The organism is Streptomyces sp. NPDC057002, assembly GCF_042673825.1.
Taxonomy (GTDB): domain Bacteria; phylum Actinomycetota; class Actinomycetes; order Streptomycetales; family Streptomycetaceae; genus Streptomyces.
The window spans coordinates 467515-482401 of record NZ_JBHURZ010000006.1 but is presented as its reverse complement, the minus strand read 5'-3'; the positions used below and the strand labels follow the sequence as shown (position 1 = coordinate 482401).

The 14887-nt window shown below is 72.0% G+C and carries 14 protein-coding genes; 9 read left to right on the top strand and 5 right to left on the bottom strand.

Going from position 1 to position 14887, the window contains the following annotated elements:
* Nucleotides 1-39: 39 nt before the first annotated feature.
* The 4 genes from ACFT32_RS30445 to rsmI form a co-directional block, all read right to left on the bottom strand.
* Nucleotides 40-1491 carry a ubiquitin-like domain-containing protein gene (locus ACFT32_RS30445; RefSeq protein WP_382495663.1) on the bottom strand — a complete coding sequence of 484 codons (1452 nt, stop codon included), beginning with the start codon at nt 1489-1491 and terminating at the stop codon, nt 40-42.
* A gap of 130 nt (nt 1492-1621) precedes the next feature.
* Nucleotides 1622-2503 carry a TatD family hydrolase gene (locus ACFT32_RS30440; RefSeq protein WP_382495661.1) on the bottom strand — a complete coding sequence of 294 codons (882 nt, stop codon included), beginning with the start codon at nt 2501-2503 and terminating at the stop codon, nt 1622-1624.
* 79 nt (nt 2504-2582) lie between these two features.
* Complete coding sequence (locus ACFT32_RS30435; protein WP_382495659.1) at nt 2583-3011, bottom strand: hypothetical protein; 429 nt, start codon at nt 3009-3011, stop codon at nt 2583-2585.
* A 262-nt stretch (nt 3012-3273) separates the two neighbouring features.
* Nucleotides 3274-4119 carry a 16S rRNA (cytidine(1402)-2'-O)-methyltransferase gene (gene rsmI / locus ACFT32_RS30430; RefSeq protein ID WP_382495657.1) on the bottom strand — a complete coding sequence of 282 codons (846 nt, stop codon included), beginning with the start codon at nt 4117-4119 and terminating at the stop codon, nt 3274-3276.
* 85 nt (nt 4120-4204) lie between these two features.
* Between rsmI and ACFT32_RS30425 the strand changes: the two genes are divergently transcribed.
* From ACFT32_RS30425 to ACFT32_RS30415, 3 genes are all read left to right on the top strand, one after another.
* Nucleotides 4205-5950, top strand: coding sequence for a dolichyl-phosphate-mannose--protein mannosyltransferase (locus ACFT32_RS30425; RefSeq protein ID WP_382495655.1), 1746 nt, complete (start codon nt 4205-4207; stop codon nt 5948-5950).
* Nucleotides 5951-6082: 132 nt separating this feature from the next.
* A complete protein-coding gene (locus ACFT32_RS30420) occupies nt 6083-7714 on the top strand; it encodes a penicillin-binding transpeptidase domain-containing protein (protein ID WP_382495653.1) in 1632 nt (543 codons plus the stop codon).
* Between the two features lie 97 nt (nt 7715-7811).
* Nucleotides 7812-9482, top strand: a complete 1671-nt coding sequence (locus tag ACFT32_RS30415; protein ID WP_382495651.1) for a penicillin-binding transpeptidase domain-containing protein — start codon at nt 7812-7814, stop codon at nt 9480-9482.
* 9 nt (nt 9483-9491) lie between these two features.
* On the opposite strand, the gene ACFT32_RS30410 is transcribed toward ACFT32_RS30415, so the two are convergent.
* Nucleotides 9492-9857: an SsgA family sporulation/cell division regulator gene (locus ACFT32_RS30410; RefSeq protein WP_382495649.1), complete on the bottom strand. Its 366-nt coding sequence runs from the start codon at nt 9855-9857 to the stop codon at nt 9492-9494.
* Between the two features lie 180 nt (nt 9858-10037).
* Between ACFT32_RS30410 and ACFT32_RS30405 the strand changes: the two genes are divergently transcribed.
* The 6 genes from ACFT32_RS30405 to ACFT32_RS30380 all read left to right on the top strand — a co-directional run bounded on the left by ACFT32_RS30405 (nt 10038) and on the right by ACFT32_RS30380 (nt 14864).
* A complete protein-coding gene (locus tag ACFT32_RS30405; RefSeq protein ID WP_382495647.1) occupies nt 10038-11090 on the top strand; it encodes an energy-coupling factor ABC transporter permease in 1053 nt (350 codons plus the stop codon).
* 1 nt (nt 11091) lies between these two features.
* The gene (cbiQ, locus tag ACFT32_RS30400; protein ID WP_382495645.1) at nt 11092-11853 is read left to right on the top strand and encodes a cobalt ECF transporter T component CbiQ; all 762 of its coding nucleotides are present in this window, start codon (nt 11092-11094) and stop codon (nt 11851-11853) included.
* Nucleotides 11841-12617: an energy-coupling factor ABC transporter ATP-binding protein gene (locus tag ACFT32_RS30395; RefSeq protein WP_382495643.1), complete on the top strand. Its 777-nt coding sequence runs from the start codon at nt 11841-11843 to the stop codon at nt 12615-12617. The genes cbiQ and ACFT32_RS30395 overlap by 13 nt, the downstream gene beginning before the upstream one ends.
* Nucleotides 12618-12627: 10 nt before the next feature.
* Nucleotides 12628-13098, top strand: coding sequence for a MarR family winged helix-turn-helix transcriptional regulator (locus tag ACFT32_RS30390; protein ID WP_382495641.1), 471 nt, complete (start codon nt 12628-12630; stop codon nt 13096-13098).
* Between the two features lie 105 nt (nt 13099-13203).
* Complete coding sequence (locus ACFT32_RS30385; protein WP_382495639.1) at nt 13204-13650, top strand: organic hydroperoxide resistance protein; 447 nt, start codon at nt 13204-13206, stop codon at nt 13648-13650.
* A 50-nt stretch (nt 13651-13700) separates the two neighbouring features.
* A complete protein-coding gene (locus ACFT32_RS30380) occupies nt 13701-14864 on the top strand; it encodes a serine hydrolase domain-containing protein (protein ID WP_382495637.1) in 1164 nt (387 codons plus the stop codon).
* The last annotated feature ends 23 nt before the right edge of the window (nt 14865-14887 follow it).

Below are 14887 nucleotides of genomic sequence, written 5' to 3'. Positions count from 1 at the left end.
TACGGGGGCTTCGAACGCGGCCACGCCGGGCGGCCGTCTCTACCCGTGCAGCCGCCCACCGCAGTGCGGCCAAGGACTCGCGCCCCGCCGCACGTACAGCTTCTTCGCGCGGTACGTCTGTTCCGCCGCCGGGGCGTCCTGGGGGCGGCCGCTGCCGCCGAGGGACTGCCAGGTGTGGGTGTCGAACTGGTAGAGGCCGCCGTACGTGCCCGAGGAGTCGACCGCGTCGGGGCGGCCGCCGGACTCGCAGGCCGCGAGTCCCTGCCAGTTCAGGTGGTCGGCGCCCTGCACGGACGTCGGTCGCGGCTTCGTGCCGACCTTCACCACCTGCGGACGCGGCTCGCGCACCACCTCGGCCCTGATCCGGCGCGGCTTCTGCTTGACGCCGTTGACGGTGCGCAGGGAGTACGTGACCCGGCGCAGGCCCGCCTCGCCGGCGCGCTCCACGACCTCCGTGCCCTGGAACAGGGTCGGGTCCTCGCTCCGCCGCACCTGGAAGGGGATCGGCTCCTCGCGGACCTCCTTGCCGCCGGTGATCCGCAGCACCGTGACGGTCTGCCCGTCGCGCGGGAAGCTCCCCTGCGGGACGGACGTGGTGTCCTGGCCGCGCAGGGTGATCCCGGCCTCGTCCACGGCCTCCCGCACGGTCGCCGCGTTGGTGCGGACGGTGCGGGCCCGGCCGTCCGCCATGATCGTGACCGTGCGCTCGGTCCGCACGTCCAGCGCGAGCCCCTCACGGCCGATCTGCCGTGAGCGCGAGGTGGACAGGTACGCGCCCTCCTGCCGTACTCCCAGCTCTCTGAGCGCCCCCGCCACCGTGTGTGCCGTCGTCCACACCTCGCGCCGGTGCCCGTCGAGGGTGAGCCGCACGGGACGGGCGTAGTGCACGGCGACCTCGTCGCCGCTGGCGATCCGCGCGCCGGGCCCGGGTGCCACCACGTCGTGGGCGCCGACCTCGACACCCTCCTCCGAGAGCAGCTCGGTGACGTCGTCGGCGAAGGTGTGCAGCGTGCGGGCCTTGCCGTCGACGTTCAGCTCGATCGCCTTGTCCTTGGCGACGAACGCCGTGGTGCCGCCCGCCAGGAAGGCGACGACCAGGGCCTGCGGGAGCAGCCGTCGCATGGAGCCGTCCGGGCGCTCGGCGTACCGCGGCTTGCGCCGGCGCGCGGACCTTCGATGTGAGCCGGTGCGCGCCGCGGCGCGGGCTTCGGCGCGGGCTTCGGCGCGTGTCGGGCGTACGACGGACGCCGGTTCCGATCCGGCCCCGGATTCGACCTCGGATCCGGTCTCCGGCGCGCCCTGCCGGGGCAGTCCGGGCAGGGGCGGTCCGGGCAGGGGCGGTCCGGGCAGGGGCGGCGGCTCCTCGTAGGCGGGCCGGTAGGTGTCCTCGTAGACACCGTCGAAACCACCAGGCACCGGCTCCGCGTGGGCCGGGCCATACGCCTCGTACCGCTGGTACGTCTCGTACGTCTCGTACTGCGAGTTGCTCACGCCGACACGCTCCAGGGGCCGGAGGGGGTCCAGAGGGGTCCGGATCGGGCCCCCAGAACCTAGCGGAGCGGCCGTCACTCTCCAAAGCGACGCGACTACGCACAGTCGTGCGGTGAGGCGGGTGGCGGGGTCAGTAGCCGAAGGCGCGTGCCGTGTTCGCCGCGAGTGCCGTGGCCAGCGTGTCCTCGTCGACGCCGCGCACCTCGGCCATGGCCCGCACCGTGATCGGCACGAGGTACGGGGCGCCCGGCCGCCCGCGGTACGGCGCCGGTGTGAGGAAGGGCGCGTCCGTCTCCACCAGCAGCAGCTCCGGCGGGGCCACCGCCACCGCGTCCCGCAGGTTCTGGGCGTTCTTGAAGGTGACGTTGCCGGCGAAGGACATGAAGTAGCCGGCGCTCGCGCAGATCTCCGCCATCTCGGCGTCGCCGGAGTAGCAGTGGAAGACGGTCCGCTCGGGGGCGCCCTCCTCCTTCAGCACGCGCAGGACGTCGGCGTGGGCCTCGCGGTCGTGGATGACCAGGGCCTTGCCGTGCCGCTTGGCGATCTCGATGTGGGCGCGGAAGGACCTCTCCTGCGCTTCCTTGCCCTCGGGCCCGGTGCGGAAGTAGTCGAGGCCCGTCTCACCGACGCCCTTGACCTGCTCGAGCCCGGCCAGCCGGTCGATCTCGGCGAGCGCGTCGTCCAGTGCGGCCTGCCCGCCCGGCTCGCGCGCGCCCTGCCTGGACCAGCCGTCGGGGTCGCCGTGCACGATGCGCGGGGCCTCGTTCGGATGCAGGGCGACGGTCGCGTGGACGGCGTCGTACGCGGCCGCCGTGTCGGCCGCCCACCGCGACCCCTTGAGGTCGCAGCCGACCTGCACGACCGTCGTCACTCCGACCGAGGCCGCCTTCGCCAGCGCCTCCTCGACCGTGCCGGACTGCATGTCCAGGTGGGTGTGGGAGTCGGCGACCGGCACCCGGAGGGGGTCCGGGAGCGGGGGCGCGGCATGCTTGCCGGAGTCGTTCGAAGGCATGCCCCGATCCTACGAAAGGGGCACGCCCTCCCCGATGGGGGAGGACCGGGGAGGGCGTCGACAAGGGAAGCCGGACGGGTCAGCTCGCCTTGCGCTGGAAGGGGTGGAGCAGATCGGACAGATGCCAGTGGTGGTGCTCGGGCTCCACCCGCCCGTCCGCTCCACCGTCCTCGGCGTCCGCCTCCGGGGCCTCCGCCGGCCCGCCGGGCTGCGGCACGCGGTGGGGCCTGCGCGCGGCGTTGCGCGCCGACTCGACCCGCCCGGGCCGCATGATCCGTACGACGTGGCCGTCGCAGTTCTGGCACGTGGGCTTGGACAGGGGTGAGGGCACGACCTTGCCGTCCGCCACATAGAGGACGAACTCGTGCCCGGCGGCGTCCGTGTGGTGCTCTATCTCGTACGACTGCTCCCAGCCGTGCCCGCAGCGCATGCAGGCGAAGGAGTACGACTCGTTGACGACTGCGGTCGCACCGGCGCGGAGCCCGGTCTGCCCTGCGATCTCACTCATGCCAGCTCCTGTTGTCCGCTGTGGCGTGAGGACGATTCCGTCCCCGCAACCCAGTGGACTCCTCAGCCGGACCGAAGGCAGCAGACCTGTCGACTATTGGCGCCGATTTGGGCGTGCCTTGCCCCAGACCCCCATCACCTTTGCCCTCACATGGGGCGCACGCTCAAACGACATGCGCCCTGCTCAGAGGGTGTTTACGCCCCCCTTGGGGAAGCGCCCCGTCAGGGGCGCGGGGAACTGCGCGAGCAACCACACGCGACGGTCAGCCGGCATTCTTCGCGGCCACCACAGCATCGAACACCATCCGCTTCGGCACCCCCGCCTCCACCGCCACCGCGGCGATCGCCTCCTTGCGCCGCTCCCCCGCCTCCTCCCGCACCCGGACCCTCCGCACCAGTTCCTCGGGCCCGACATCCTCTGCCCCTGGCGCCGGCGCCCCCTCCACCACCACGGTGATCTCCCCGCGCACCCCGTCCGCGGCCCACTCGGCAAGCTCCCCCAGTCCGCCCCGCCGGACCTCCTCGTACGTCTTGGTCAGCTCCCGGCACACCGCGGCCCGCCGCTCCGCGCCGAACACCTCGGCCATCGCCGCCAGCGTGTCGTCGAGCCGGTGCGGAGCCTCGAAGTAGACGAGGGTGCGCCGCTCCCCGGCCACCTCCCGCAGCCGCCCCAGCCGCTCCCCCGCCTTGCGCGGCAGGAACCCCTCGAAGCAGAACCGGTCGACGGGCAGCCCCGACAGCGCGAGCGCGGTGAGCACGGCGGACGGCCCGGGCACGGCGGTGACCCGTATGTCCTGCTCGACGGCGGCCGCGACCAGCCGGTACCCGGGGTCCGACACCGACGGCATCCCCGCGTCCGTGACCAACAGCACCCGCGCCCCGCCCGTCAGCTCCTCGACCAGCTCGGGCGTCCGCGCGGTCTCGTTGCCCTCGAAGTACGACACCACCCGCCCCTTGGGCGTGACCCCCAGCGCCTGGGTGAGCCGCCGCAGCCGCCGCGTGTCCTCGGCGGCGACGACATCGGCCCCGGCCAATTCGTCGGCGAGCCGGGGCGGGGCGTCCGCGATGTCGCCGATGGGGGTGCCTGCGAGTACGAGGATTCCAGTCACCTCACCATCCTCCCAGGGGCGGAGGATGCGGACGCATACCGGCCATGCACGGGACTCACACAGAACGGTTCCCTACGATGGCGCGGTGACCAGTACCGCGTCCTCCACGGACACCCGGCAGGGCCAGGCGCCGCTCGAGCAGCGGCCGTCCTGGCAGCAGCGGCTGCGCCGCTTCGGCTACCAGGGGCAGCCCAGAAGCGACGCCCGCGACGTCCGTGACCGCCTGGTGCCGCCCTACACCGAGCCGAGCCCGCGGCTGTGGGCGGCGCTCGGCGTCCCGCACACCCTGGCGGAACGGCTGGTGCGCTGGTCGGCCTGGATCGGCCCGCTGCTCGTCACGCTGCTGGCGGGCGTGCTGCGGTTCTGGAACCTGGGCAACCCCAAGGCGGTGATATTCGACGAGACGTACTACGCCAAGGACGCGTGGGGTCTGGTCCACCGCGGGTTCGAGGTCAACTGGGACAAGAACGCCAACGATCTGATCCTGTCGGGCGGGCACGTCACGATCCCGACGGACGCGGCGTATGTCGTGCACCCACCGGTCGGCAAGTACGTCATCGGGATCGGCGAGCTGCTGTTCGGCTTCGACCCCTTCGGCTGGCGCTTCATGACGGCGCTGCTCGGCACGCTGTCCGTGCTGATGCTGTGCCGGATCGGCCGCCGGCTGTTCCGCTCCACCTTCCTGGGCTGTCTGGCGGGCGCGCTGATGGCGGTGGACGGCCTGCACTTCGTGATGAGTCGCACGGCGCTGCTCGACGGCGTACTGATGTTCTTCGTGCTGGCCGCGTTCGGCTGTCTGCTCGTCGACCGCGACAAGGCACGCGAGAAGCTCGCCGCCGCGCTCCCGGTGGATGCCGACGGCCGGGTCCGGCCCGACCGGCACACAGCCGAAACGACCCGCCTGGGATGGCGCCCGTGGCGCTGGGCGGCGGGTCTGATGCTGGGTCTGGCCATCGGCACGAAGTGGAACGGCCTCTACATCCTGGCCGCGTTCTGCCTGATGGCGGTCCTGTGGGACGTCGCCTCGCGCCGGGTGGCCGGCGCCCGGCACCCGTACTCGGCGGTCCTCAGGCGCGACACGGGCCTCGCCTTCCTCGCCACGGTCCCGGTCGCCGTCGTCACCTACGTCCTGGCCTGGACCGGCTGGATCTTCTCCGCCACCGACGGCTCCGGCGGCTACTACCGCAACTGGGCCGCGACGAGCGGCAAGGGCGGCAGCTGGACCTTCCTGCCCGACTGGCTGCGCAGCCTGTGGCACTACGAGCACCAGGTGTACGAGTTCCACGTCGGCCTGTCCTCGCCGCACACGTACCAGTCCAACCCGTGGAGCTGGCTCGTCCTCGGCCGCCCGGTGTCGTACTTCTACGAGTCCCCGGCGCCCGGCAAGGGAGGCTGCCCGGCCGACGCGGGCGGCAAGTGCGCCAGCGAGGTGCTCGCCCTCGGCACACCGCTGCTGTGGTGGGTCGCCTGCTTCGCGGTCCTCTACGTCCTGTGGCGCTGGCTGTTCCGCCGCGACTGGCGCGCGGGCGCCATCGCCTGCGGCATCGCGGCCGGCTACCTGCCCTGGTTCATGTACCAGGAGCGCACGATCTTCTTCTTCTACGCCGTCGTCTTCCTGCCCTTCCTGTGCCTGGCGGTGGCGATGCTCCTCGGCGCGATCATCGGCCCGCCCCGCTCCTCCGACACCCGCCGCGTCGCGGGCGCCACGGGCGCGGGCGTCCTGGTCCTGCTGATCGCCTGGAACTTCATCTACTTCTGGCCCCTGTACACGGGCACGGCCATCCCCATAGACGACTGGCGGGCCAGGATGTGGCTGGATACGTGGGTCTGACCTACGTTTCGGTCAAGAATCGAAAACGCCTGTCACTGTGGTAACCGCTTCCCCATAGAGTGCCCCCGGGACCGAGCTTTCTGAACGCGTTCAAAGGAGCGTGTGGGGGCTCGACGGGGAGGGGACGGCCTGATGGCCAAGGGGGTCAAGGTCGCTGTCATAGGCGGCGTGTTCGCGGTGATGGTGGGCGGGGCCGGGTACGGCGCCTTCAACATCGTGAGCGCGCTGACCGGCGACGGGGGCACGAGCGGGGTGGCCGCGGAGAAGAAGTCGGGGCCGCCCGGCAAGGACGAGGTCGAGGCGACCACCGCCAAGTTCTTCGCGGCGTGGGAGAAAGGCGAGGCCGCGACGGCGGCGTCGTACACGAACAACGACGCGGACGCCGAGCGGCTGCTCACCGCCTTCGGGGACGACGCGCACATCACCGACGTGAAGATCACGCCCGGCACGGCGCGCGGCACCACCGTGCCGTACACGGTGAAGGCGAAGGTGGCCTACGAGGGGAAGTCCGAGCCGCTCGGCTACAAGAGCGAGCTGAAGGTCGTGCGCGGGCTCACCACCGGGCGGGCCCTGGTCGACTGGCGGCCCGCCGTCGTCCACCCCGGGCTGAAGAAGGACGACACGCTCGTCACCGAGAAGTCGGCCAATCCGCCCATCGAGGCCACCGGCCGTGACGGCACCGAGCTGACGAAGGAGAAGTACCCCTCCCTCGGCCCGGTCCTGGACGCCCTGCGCGCCAAGTACGGCAAGGAGGCCGGCGGCACCCCCGGCATCGAGCTGGTGGTCCGGCACGCCGGCGAGGGCGTCGCCGACACCCCGCTGCTCACCCTCGCCGAGGGCAAGCCGGGCAAGCTCACCACCACGATCAGTCCGGGCGCGCAGGCCGCGGCCGAGAAGGCGGTCAAGCGGTTCGCCCAGTCGTCGGTGGTGGCCGTCAAGCCCAGCACCGGCGAGGTCCTGGCGGTGGCCAACAACCGTACGGACGGCTTCAACGCGGCCTTCGAGGCGCAGGCGGCCCCCGGCTCCACCATGAAGATCGTCACCGCGGCGATGCTCATCGACAACGGCGTGACCTCGATGAACGGCCCGGCGCCCTGCCCGGACACCGCCGTGTGGCAGAGCCAGACCTTCAAGAACCTCACCGGCATGAAGCCCGACGAGGACGCCACACTCGCCAACAGCTTCATGCGGTCCTGCAACACCGCCTTCATCAAGCTCATCGACGAGAAGCCGCTCACGGACGCCTCGCTGACGCAGGAGGCCGAGCGGCGCTTCGGGCTCGGGCAGGACAACTGGAAGACCGGCATCGTCTCCTTCGACGGCAGTGTCCCCGCGGTCGGCGGGCCGGACCGGGCGGCCGGCGCGATCGGGCAGGGCCAGGTCCAGATGAGCCCGCTGAACATGGCCTCGGTGACCGCGACGGCGATCACCGGCGGCTTCCGCCAGCCCTACCTCGTCTCGCCGGAGCTGGACGGCAGGGAGCTCGCGCGGGCCGAGGGCCTGCGGGCGGGCACCGCCGCCCAGCTGAAGCAGATGATGCGGCTCACCGCCACGCAGGGCACCGCCGTGGAGGCCATGCGGGGACTGGGCGGCGACATCGGCGCCAAGACCGGTTCCGCCGAGGTCGACGGCAACGCCAAGTCCAACAGCTGGTTCACCGGATTCCGGGGCGACATCGCGGCGGCGGCCATGACCGAGGAGGGCGGTCACGGCGGCGACGCGGCCGGGCCGATTGTCGCAGCCGTGCTACGAACGGGTGGCTGATCTCACCCACGCAGGACGGGACCCTAGGGTGGTGGGCGTCGTTGGGACAGCTGAGGGCAACGGGGACCCTGGGGATTCGCGGAGGAACGGACTAGCAGTGGGCAACAGAAGGCGCGTCGCCGAGCGACGGAAGACGAGACCCGCCGTGATCGGCGGGGTGATCGCCGTGGTCGTCGGTGGTGCCGGGTTCGGCGCCTACGCGCTGTTCGGCGGCGGCGCGGCCGCCGACGACGGGACCCGGGCATCATCGGACGAGAAGCCCGAGGTGAAGACCGGGCCGCTGTCGGCGGCCGAGGTCACCACCACCGCCCGTGCCTTCCTCACCGCCTGGCAGTCCGGGAAGGTCCCGCAGGCCGCCGCGGACACCGACGAGGCGGCCGCGGCGACGGCCCTGCTCACCGGCTACACCAAGGACGCCCGGATCAAGGACGTCACCCTCACCCCGGGCAAGCCCACCGGTGACAAGGTGCCGTTCTCCGTCAAGGGCACCGTGGCGTACAAGGACACCGAGAAGCCGCTGGCCTATGAGAGCGCGCTGACCGTCGTCCGCCGCACCAGCGATGGAAAGCCGCTGGTGGACTGGCACTCGGCGGTCGTCCACCCGGATCTGAAGGACGGCGACAAGCTGGTCACCGGCGAGGCGGGCACGCCCCCGGTCAAGGCGCTCGACCGGGACGGGGGCGAGCTGACCAAGCAGAAGTACGCCTCGCTCGGCCCGGTGCTGGACGGCCTGCGCGAGAAGTACGGCAAGGAGGCCGGCGGCAAGGCCGGCATCGAGCTGCGGGTCGTGCGCGGGAAGTCCGCCAAGTCGGACGACCTCTCCGACAAGACCCTGCTGGAGCTGAGCAAGGGCACGCCCGGCACGGTGAAGACCACACTGGACCCCGCTCTGCAGGCGGCGGCCGAGAAGCAGGTCGCGAAGAAGGCCAAGTCGTCGGTGGCCCTCATGCGGGCCTCGACCGGCGAGATCCTGGCCGCCGCCAACGCCTCGCCCGGCTTCAACACGGCCTTCCAGGGCTCGCTCGCGCCCGGCTCCACGATGAAGGTCATCACCGCCTCGCTGCTGCTGGACAAGGGGCTGGCCTCGGCGGACAAGAAGCACCCGTGCCCGAAGTACTTCACGTACGGGCACTGGAAGTTCCAGAACGACGACAAGTTCGAGATCAAGGACGGCACGTTCAAGGCGAGCTTCGCCCGCTCCTGCAACACGGCCTTCATCAGCCAGGCGCCGAAGCTCAAGGACGACGACCTGACCAAGGAGGCCCAGCAGGTCTTCGGCCTGGGGATGAACAACTGGGCGATCGGGGTGCCGTCCTTCGACGGCGCCGTGCCGGTGCAGTCGGCGGCCCAGATGGGGGCCTCGCTGATCGGGCAGGGCGGGGTCCGGATGAACCCGCTGAACATGGCGTCGGTCTCGGCGACGGTCAAGACCGGCACCTTCCACCAGCCGTACCTGGTCTCCCCGGACGTGGACGGGCGCAAGCTCGCCAAGGCCTCGCGCCCGATGCCGGCGGGCACGGCCTCCCAGCTGCGTGAGCTGATGTCGTACACGGCCGCGGCCGGGACGGCGGCGGAGGCGATGTCCGGGGTCGGCGGCGATGTCGGCGCCAAGACCGGCTCGGCCGAGGTCGACGGGCAGAAGAAGCCGAACGGCTGGTTCACCGCGTACCGAGGTGATCTGGCGGCCGCGGGCGTCGTCCAGCAGGGCGGGCACGGCGGCGAGACGGCCGGGCCGATCGTGGCGGCGCTGCTGAAGGCGGGGGGCTGACCCGCGAGGTCAGTGAGTGACCGGTTCCGCGGCGGCCATGTAGGTCCGCCGCAGGAACCGCAGCAGCGCCTGCCGCTCGAACTGCACCACCAGTACTCCACCCGCGGAGTGGAACTCGACCACGGCCTGGACCCGGCCGCACGGCCACACCCGCACCTCACCGCTGCCCGCGGGGGCCCGCAGCCCCTCCTCCAGGAGCTCACGGCTGAAGGTCCACTCGCTCGCCCCGGGCCCCGGAAGCTTGATGCCCACCGACCGGGGATCCCGGTCGGGGTCGTACCGCAGAGTGACCGGAACCGCCTCCAGCTCATCGATCAACGGGACGGCCGCGTCCGTGACGATGTGGGCTCGCGCGTACTGCTCGACTACGGACATCGGACGGCCCCTTCACCGTGCGTCAGCTGTGTGGAGACTGTGCGTCCACTTATCTCTAATGTCGCATATTTTCCGGATTGCGCCCTCGGGGCCCGGACATATCGCGGGTGAGATCGCGGGTGAGACAAGACAAGCGTCACGCTCTTGCAAACGGTTCGCATCAAGCCACATCATCGAAGCGTGCATGTACCTGACGGATTCATCGACGCCCCCACCTCCGCCGCCACCGGTGTGATCGCCGCGGGCGCCGTCGCCGTGAGCCTGCGCGGCGCGCGGCGCGAACTCGACGAGCGCACCGCCCCGCTGGCCGGCCTCGTGGCGGCGTTCATCTTCGCGGTGCAGATGCTCAACTTCCCCGTAGCGGCCGGAACCAGCGGCCATCTGCTGGGAGGCGCGCTCGCCGCGATCCTCGTAGGCCCCTATACAGGGGTCCTGTGCGTCTCCGTCGTCCTGCTGATGCAGGGCCTGCTCTTCGCGGACGGCGGCCTGACCGCGCTCGGCGTGAACATCACCAACATGGCGATCGTCACGACGGTCGTCGCCTACGCCCTCTTCCGCGGCCTGGCGAAGGTGCTCCCCCGCACCCGCCGGTCGATCACCGCGGCCTCCTTCGTCGCCGCCCTCGTCTCCGTCCCGGCCGCCGCCCTGGCCTTCACGCTCATGTACGCGATCGGCGGCACCGCCGACGTGTCGATCGGCAAGGTCGCCACCGCCATGATCGGTGTGCACCTCCTGATCGGCATCGGCGAGGCCGCGATCACCGCGCTGACCGTCGGCGCGGTCCTCGCCGTGCGCCCGGACCTGGTCCACGGGGCGCGCGGCCTCACCCCGAAGCTCAAGCTGCGGGTGCACGGCGAACTGGTCGACGCGCCCGACGCCGAGCCCGTGCCCGCGGCCGCCCGGACATCGCACCGCCGGGTGTGGGCCGCGGGCCTGGTCGCCTCCCTCCTCCTGGCCGGATTCGTCAGCTTCTACGCCTCGGCCGACCCGGACGGCCTGGAGAAGGTCGCCACCGACCACGGCATCGACAAGAAGGCCGAGGAGCACTCCGCGGCCGACTCCCCGCTCGCCGACTACGGCGTCAAGGATGTCGACGACGCCCGGCTGTCCGGGGGGCTGGCGGGCGTCATCGGCGTGGGTGTCACGGTCGCCGCGGGCAGCGGGATCTTCTGGGCGGTGCGCCGCCGCCGTTCGGACGACACCTCCCCCTCCACGAGCAGCACGGGCGTCTGACATGGGTGCGGGTCACGCGCACAAGCTCTACCGGCACGGGCACTCGCCCGTGCACGCCCTGCCGCCGCACACCAAGCTCGCCGCCGTCTTCGCCTTCGTGCTGGTTGTGGTGTCGACGCCGCGCGAGGCGATGTGGGCGTTCGGGGGGTACGCCGTGCTGCTGGGCGTGGTCGCGGGCGTCGCGCGCTTGCCCGCCGGGTTTCTGCTCCGGCGGCTGCTGATCGAGGTGCCGTTCGTGGCGTTCGCGGTGCTCATGCCGTTCGTGGCGGAGGGCGAGCGGGTCGACGTCCTGGGGCTGTCCCTGAGCGTCAACGGCCTCTGGGGCGCCTGGAACGTGCTCGCCAAGGGCACGCTCGGCGTCGCCGCCTCCGTGCTCCTCGCCGCCACCACCGACCTGCGCGAACTACTCCTCGGACTGCAGCGCCTCAAGCTGCCGCCGCTCCTCGTGCAGATCGCGTCCTTCATGATCCGCTACGGCGACGTCATCGCCGACGAGATGCGGCGCATGCGGATCGCCCGGGAGTCCCGCGGCTTCGAGGCGAAGGGCGTCCGGCACTGGGGCGTGCTCGCCAAGTCCGCCGGCGCGCTGTTCATCCGCTCCTACGAACGCGGCGAGCGCGTGCATCTGGCCATGGTCAGCCGGGGCTACGCCGGTGCCATGCCGGTCATCGACGAGGTGACCGCGTCCCGCACGCAGTGGTCGTACGCCCTGGCCCTCCCGGGCACGGCCCTCGCCGTCTGTCTGCTGGGATGGTCCCTGTGAATGACGTGACCCCTTCGCTCGACGTGGCCGGACTGGCCTTCGCCTATCCCGACGGGCATCAGGCCCTCTTCGGCGTCGACTTCTCGATCGCGCGCGGTGAGCGGGTCGCGCTGCTCGGGCCGAACGGCGCGGGCAAGACGACCCTCGTGCTGCACCTCAACGGCATCCTGACCGGCGGCACCGGCACGGTGGAGGTGGCCGGGCTGCCCGTCGGCAAGCGGCACATGGCCGAGATCCGGCGCCGGGTCGGCATCGTCTTCCAGGACCCGGACGACCAGCTCTTCATGCCGACCGTCCGGGAGGACGTGGCGTTCGGGCCCGCGGCGGCCGGGCTGAAGGGGCCGGAGCTGGAGGAGCGCGTGGACCGGGCCCTGGAGCGGGTCGGCATGGCGGAGTTCAAGGACCGCCCGCCGCACCACCTCTCCTTCGGCCAGCGCCGCCGGGTGGCCGTCGCGACGGTCCTGGCGATGGAGCCGGAGATCCTCGTCCTCGACGAGCCCTCCTCCAACCTCGACCCCGCCTCCCGCCGCGAACTGGCCGACATCCTGCGCTCGCTGGACGTGACGGTCCTGATGGTCACGCACGACCTCCCCTACGCCCTGGAGCTGTGCCCGCGCTCCCTGGTCCTCAGCGAGGGCGTGATCGCCGCGGACGGCCCGACCGGCGAACTGCTCTCCGACGAGGAGCTGATGCGCGCCCACCGGCTGGAGTTGCCGTTCGGCTTCGATCCGCGTTCCGTGCCGGCCGCTCCGGCCCGTCCGTGACAATGGGCGCGTGACGAACGAGAAGCCCCCGAGCGGGGGTGCTTCACTGCTGCTGGACGAGCAGCTGTGCTTCGCCCTGTACGCCGCCCAGCGCGCGGTGACGGCCGCGTACCGCCCGCTCCTCGACCGGCTCGGCCTCACCTATCCCCAGTACCTCGTGCTGCTGGTCCTCTGGGAGCGCGGCGAGACCACCGTCAAGGAACTGGCCGCGGCCCTGCGCCTCGACTACGGCACGGTCTCGCCGCTGCTGAAGCGGCTGGAGGCGGCGGGCCTGCTGCGGCGTGAACGCTCGGCGCGGGACGAGCGGTCGGTGCTCGTGGCCGTGACCGGGCGCGGGGAGGAGCTCCGGGAGCGCGCGACGTGCGTGCCCGGCGCCCTGCTCACGGCTACGGGCCTGGACGGCACGGAGATCGCGCGGCTCCGCGAGGAGCTGTGGCACCTGGCCGAGAAGGCGGAGTCGGCGGCCGACCGGGCCCGCTGATCGCGGGTTACCCCGGGTTGCAACCCCCTGGTGGCACAGGCCGGTTACCGGCCAGTACCTTGTGCACGATGTGTTTGTGCGCACTTGTTTCCGGGGGAGGACAGCATGACTGACGGCCCCGCCGTCGACACCCGCCCGACGAAGATCATGTACGTCGCCGAGGCCACCGCCCACGGCGGCCGCGAGGGCTACGTCACCAGCCAGGACGGTCAGATCGACCTCAAGGTCGCGATGCCCCCGCAGCTCGGCGGCGACGGCAACGGCACCAACCCGGAACAGCTCTTCGCGGCCGGCTACAGCTCCTGCTTCCACAACGCCCTGATCCTGGTCGGCAACCGCGAGGGCTACGACCTGACCGGCTCCACGGTCGCCGCGAAGGTCGGCATCGGCCCCAACGCGCAGCACGGCTACGGCCTCGCGGTCGCCCTGAGCGTCTCCCTCCCGGTCGTCGACCCCGACCTCGCGACCAGGCTGGTCGACGCGGCCCACGAGATCTGCCCGTATTCGAACGCGACCCGCGGGAACATCGACGTGACCATCCTGCTTGGCTAAGGGGGAGCACCGCAGCAGCGCAGCAGCGCAGCAGGACGAGGAGTACGGACGTGGATGTGAACGGCACGGTCGCCGAGGGCTTCGAGCCGGTCAGGGAAGCGTTCGTACGGAACTTCGAGACGCTCGGCGAGCGGGGCGCCTCGGTCGCCGTCCACCGGGACGGGCAGCAGGTCGTAGACCTGTGGGCCGGCACGAAGGACATCGACGGCACGACCCCCTGGGAACACGGCACCGCCCAGGTCGTGCGCTCGGCGACGAAGGGCGTCGCCGCCGCCGTACTCCTGCTGCTGCACCAGCGCGGACAGCTGGACCTGGACGCGCCGGTGGGCCACTACTGGCCGGAGTTCAAGGCGCGGGGCAAGGAGCGCGTGCTGGTCCGGCACGTCCTGAACCACCGGGCCGGCCTGCCGGTCCTCGACCACCCCCTCACCCCCGAGCAGGCCCTCGACCCGCTGCGGGGCCCCGAGGCGGTCGCCGCCCAGGCCCCCGCGTGGGAGCCCGGCACCGACCACGGCTACCACGCGCTCACCTACGGCTGGATGCTCGACGAACTGGTGCGGCGCGTGACCGGGCAGGGCGCCGGCGAGTGGCTCGCGGCACAGATCACCGGCCCGCTGGGCCTGGACCTCTGGCTGGGCCTGCCCGAGGCGGAGGCCCACCGGGTGGGACGCGCGGGCCGCGTCGAGGGCCCCGAGCCGACGGGGGGCCTGCGCGCCCGCCCGAAGCGGTCGGTCACCGAGGCCTATGAGGACCCGGCCTCCCTCACCCGCCGGGCCTTCGCGGCGATCACCCCCTTCCCGGACCAGAACGACCCCGCCTACCGCGCGGCGGCCCTGCCCGCGACCAACGCCATCGCGACGGCGGACGGACTGGCCCGCTTCTACGCGACGCTGATCGGCGACACGGCCGGCGCCGGGCGCCTCTTCACGCCGGAGACGGTCGAAATGGCCCGGGCGGAGGAGTCGGCGGGCCCCGACCGCGTCCTGGTGGTCGGCACCCGCTTCGGCCTCGGCTACATGCTGCACGGCAGCGCCTCGCCGTTCCTGGCCCCGGGCTCCTTCGGCCACCCGGGCCGCGGCGGCGCCCTGGGCTTCGCGGACCCGGAGTCCAAGATCGCCTTCGGCTATGTCACGAACGGCTTCCGCAAGACGGTCACGGCGGATCCGCGGGCGCAGGGGCTGGTGCGTGCGGTACGGCAGTCCCTCGGCCGCTGAGACCGCCGGTCACCTGGCCGTAC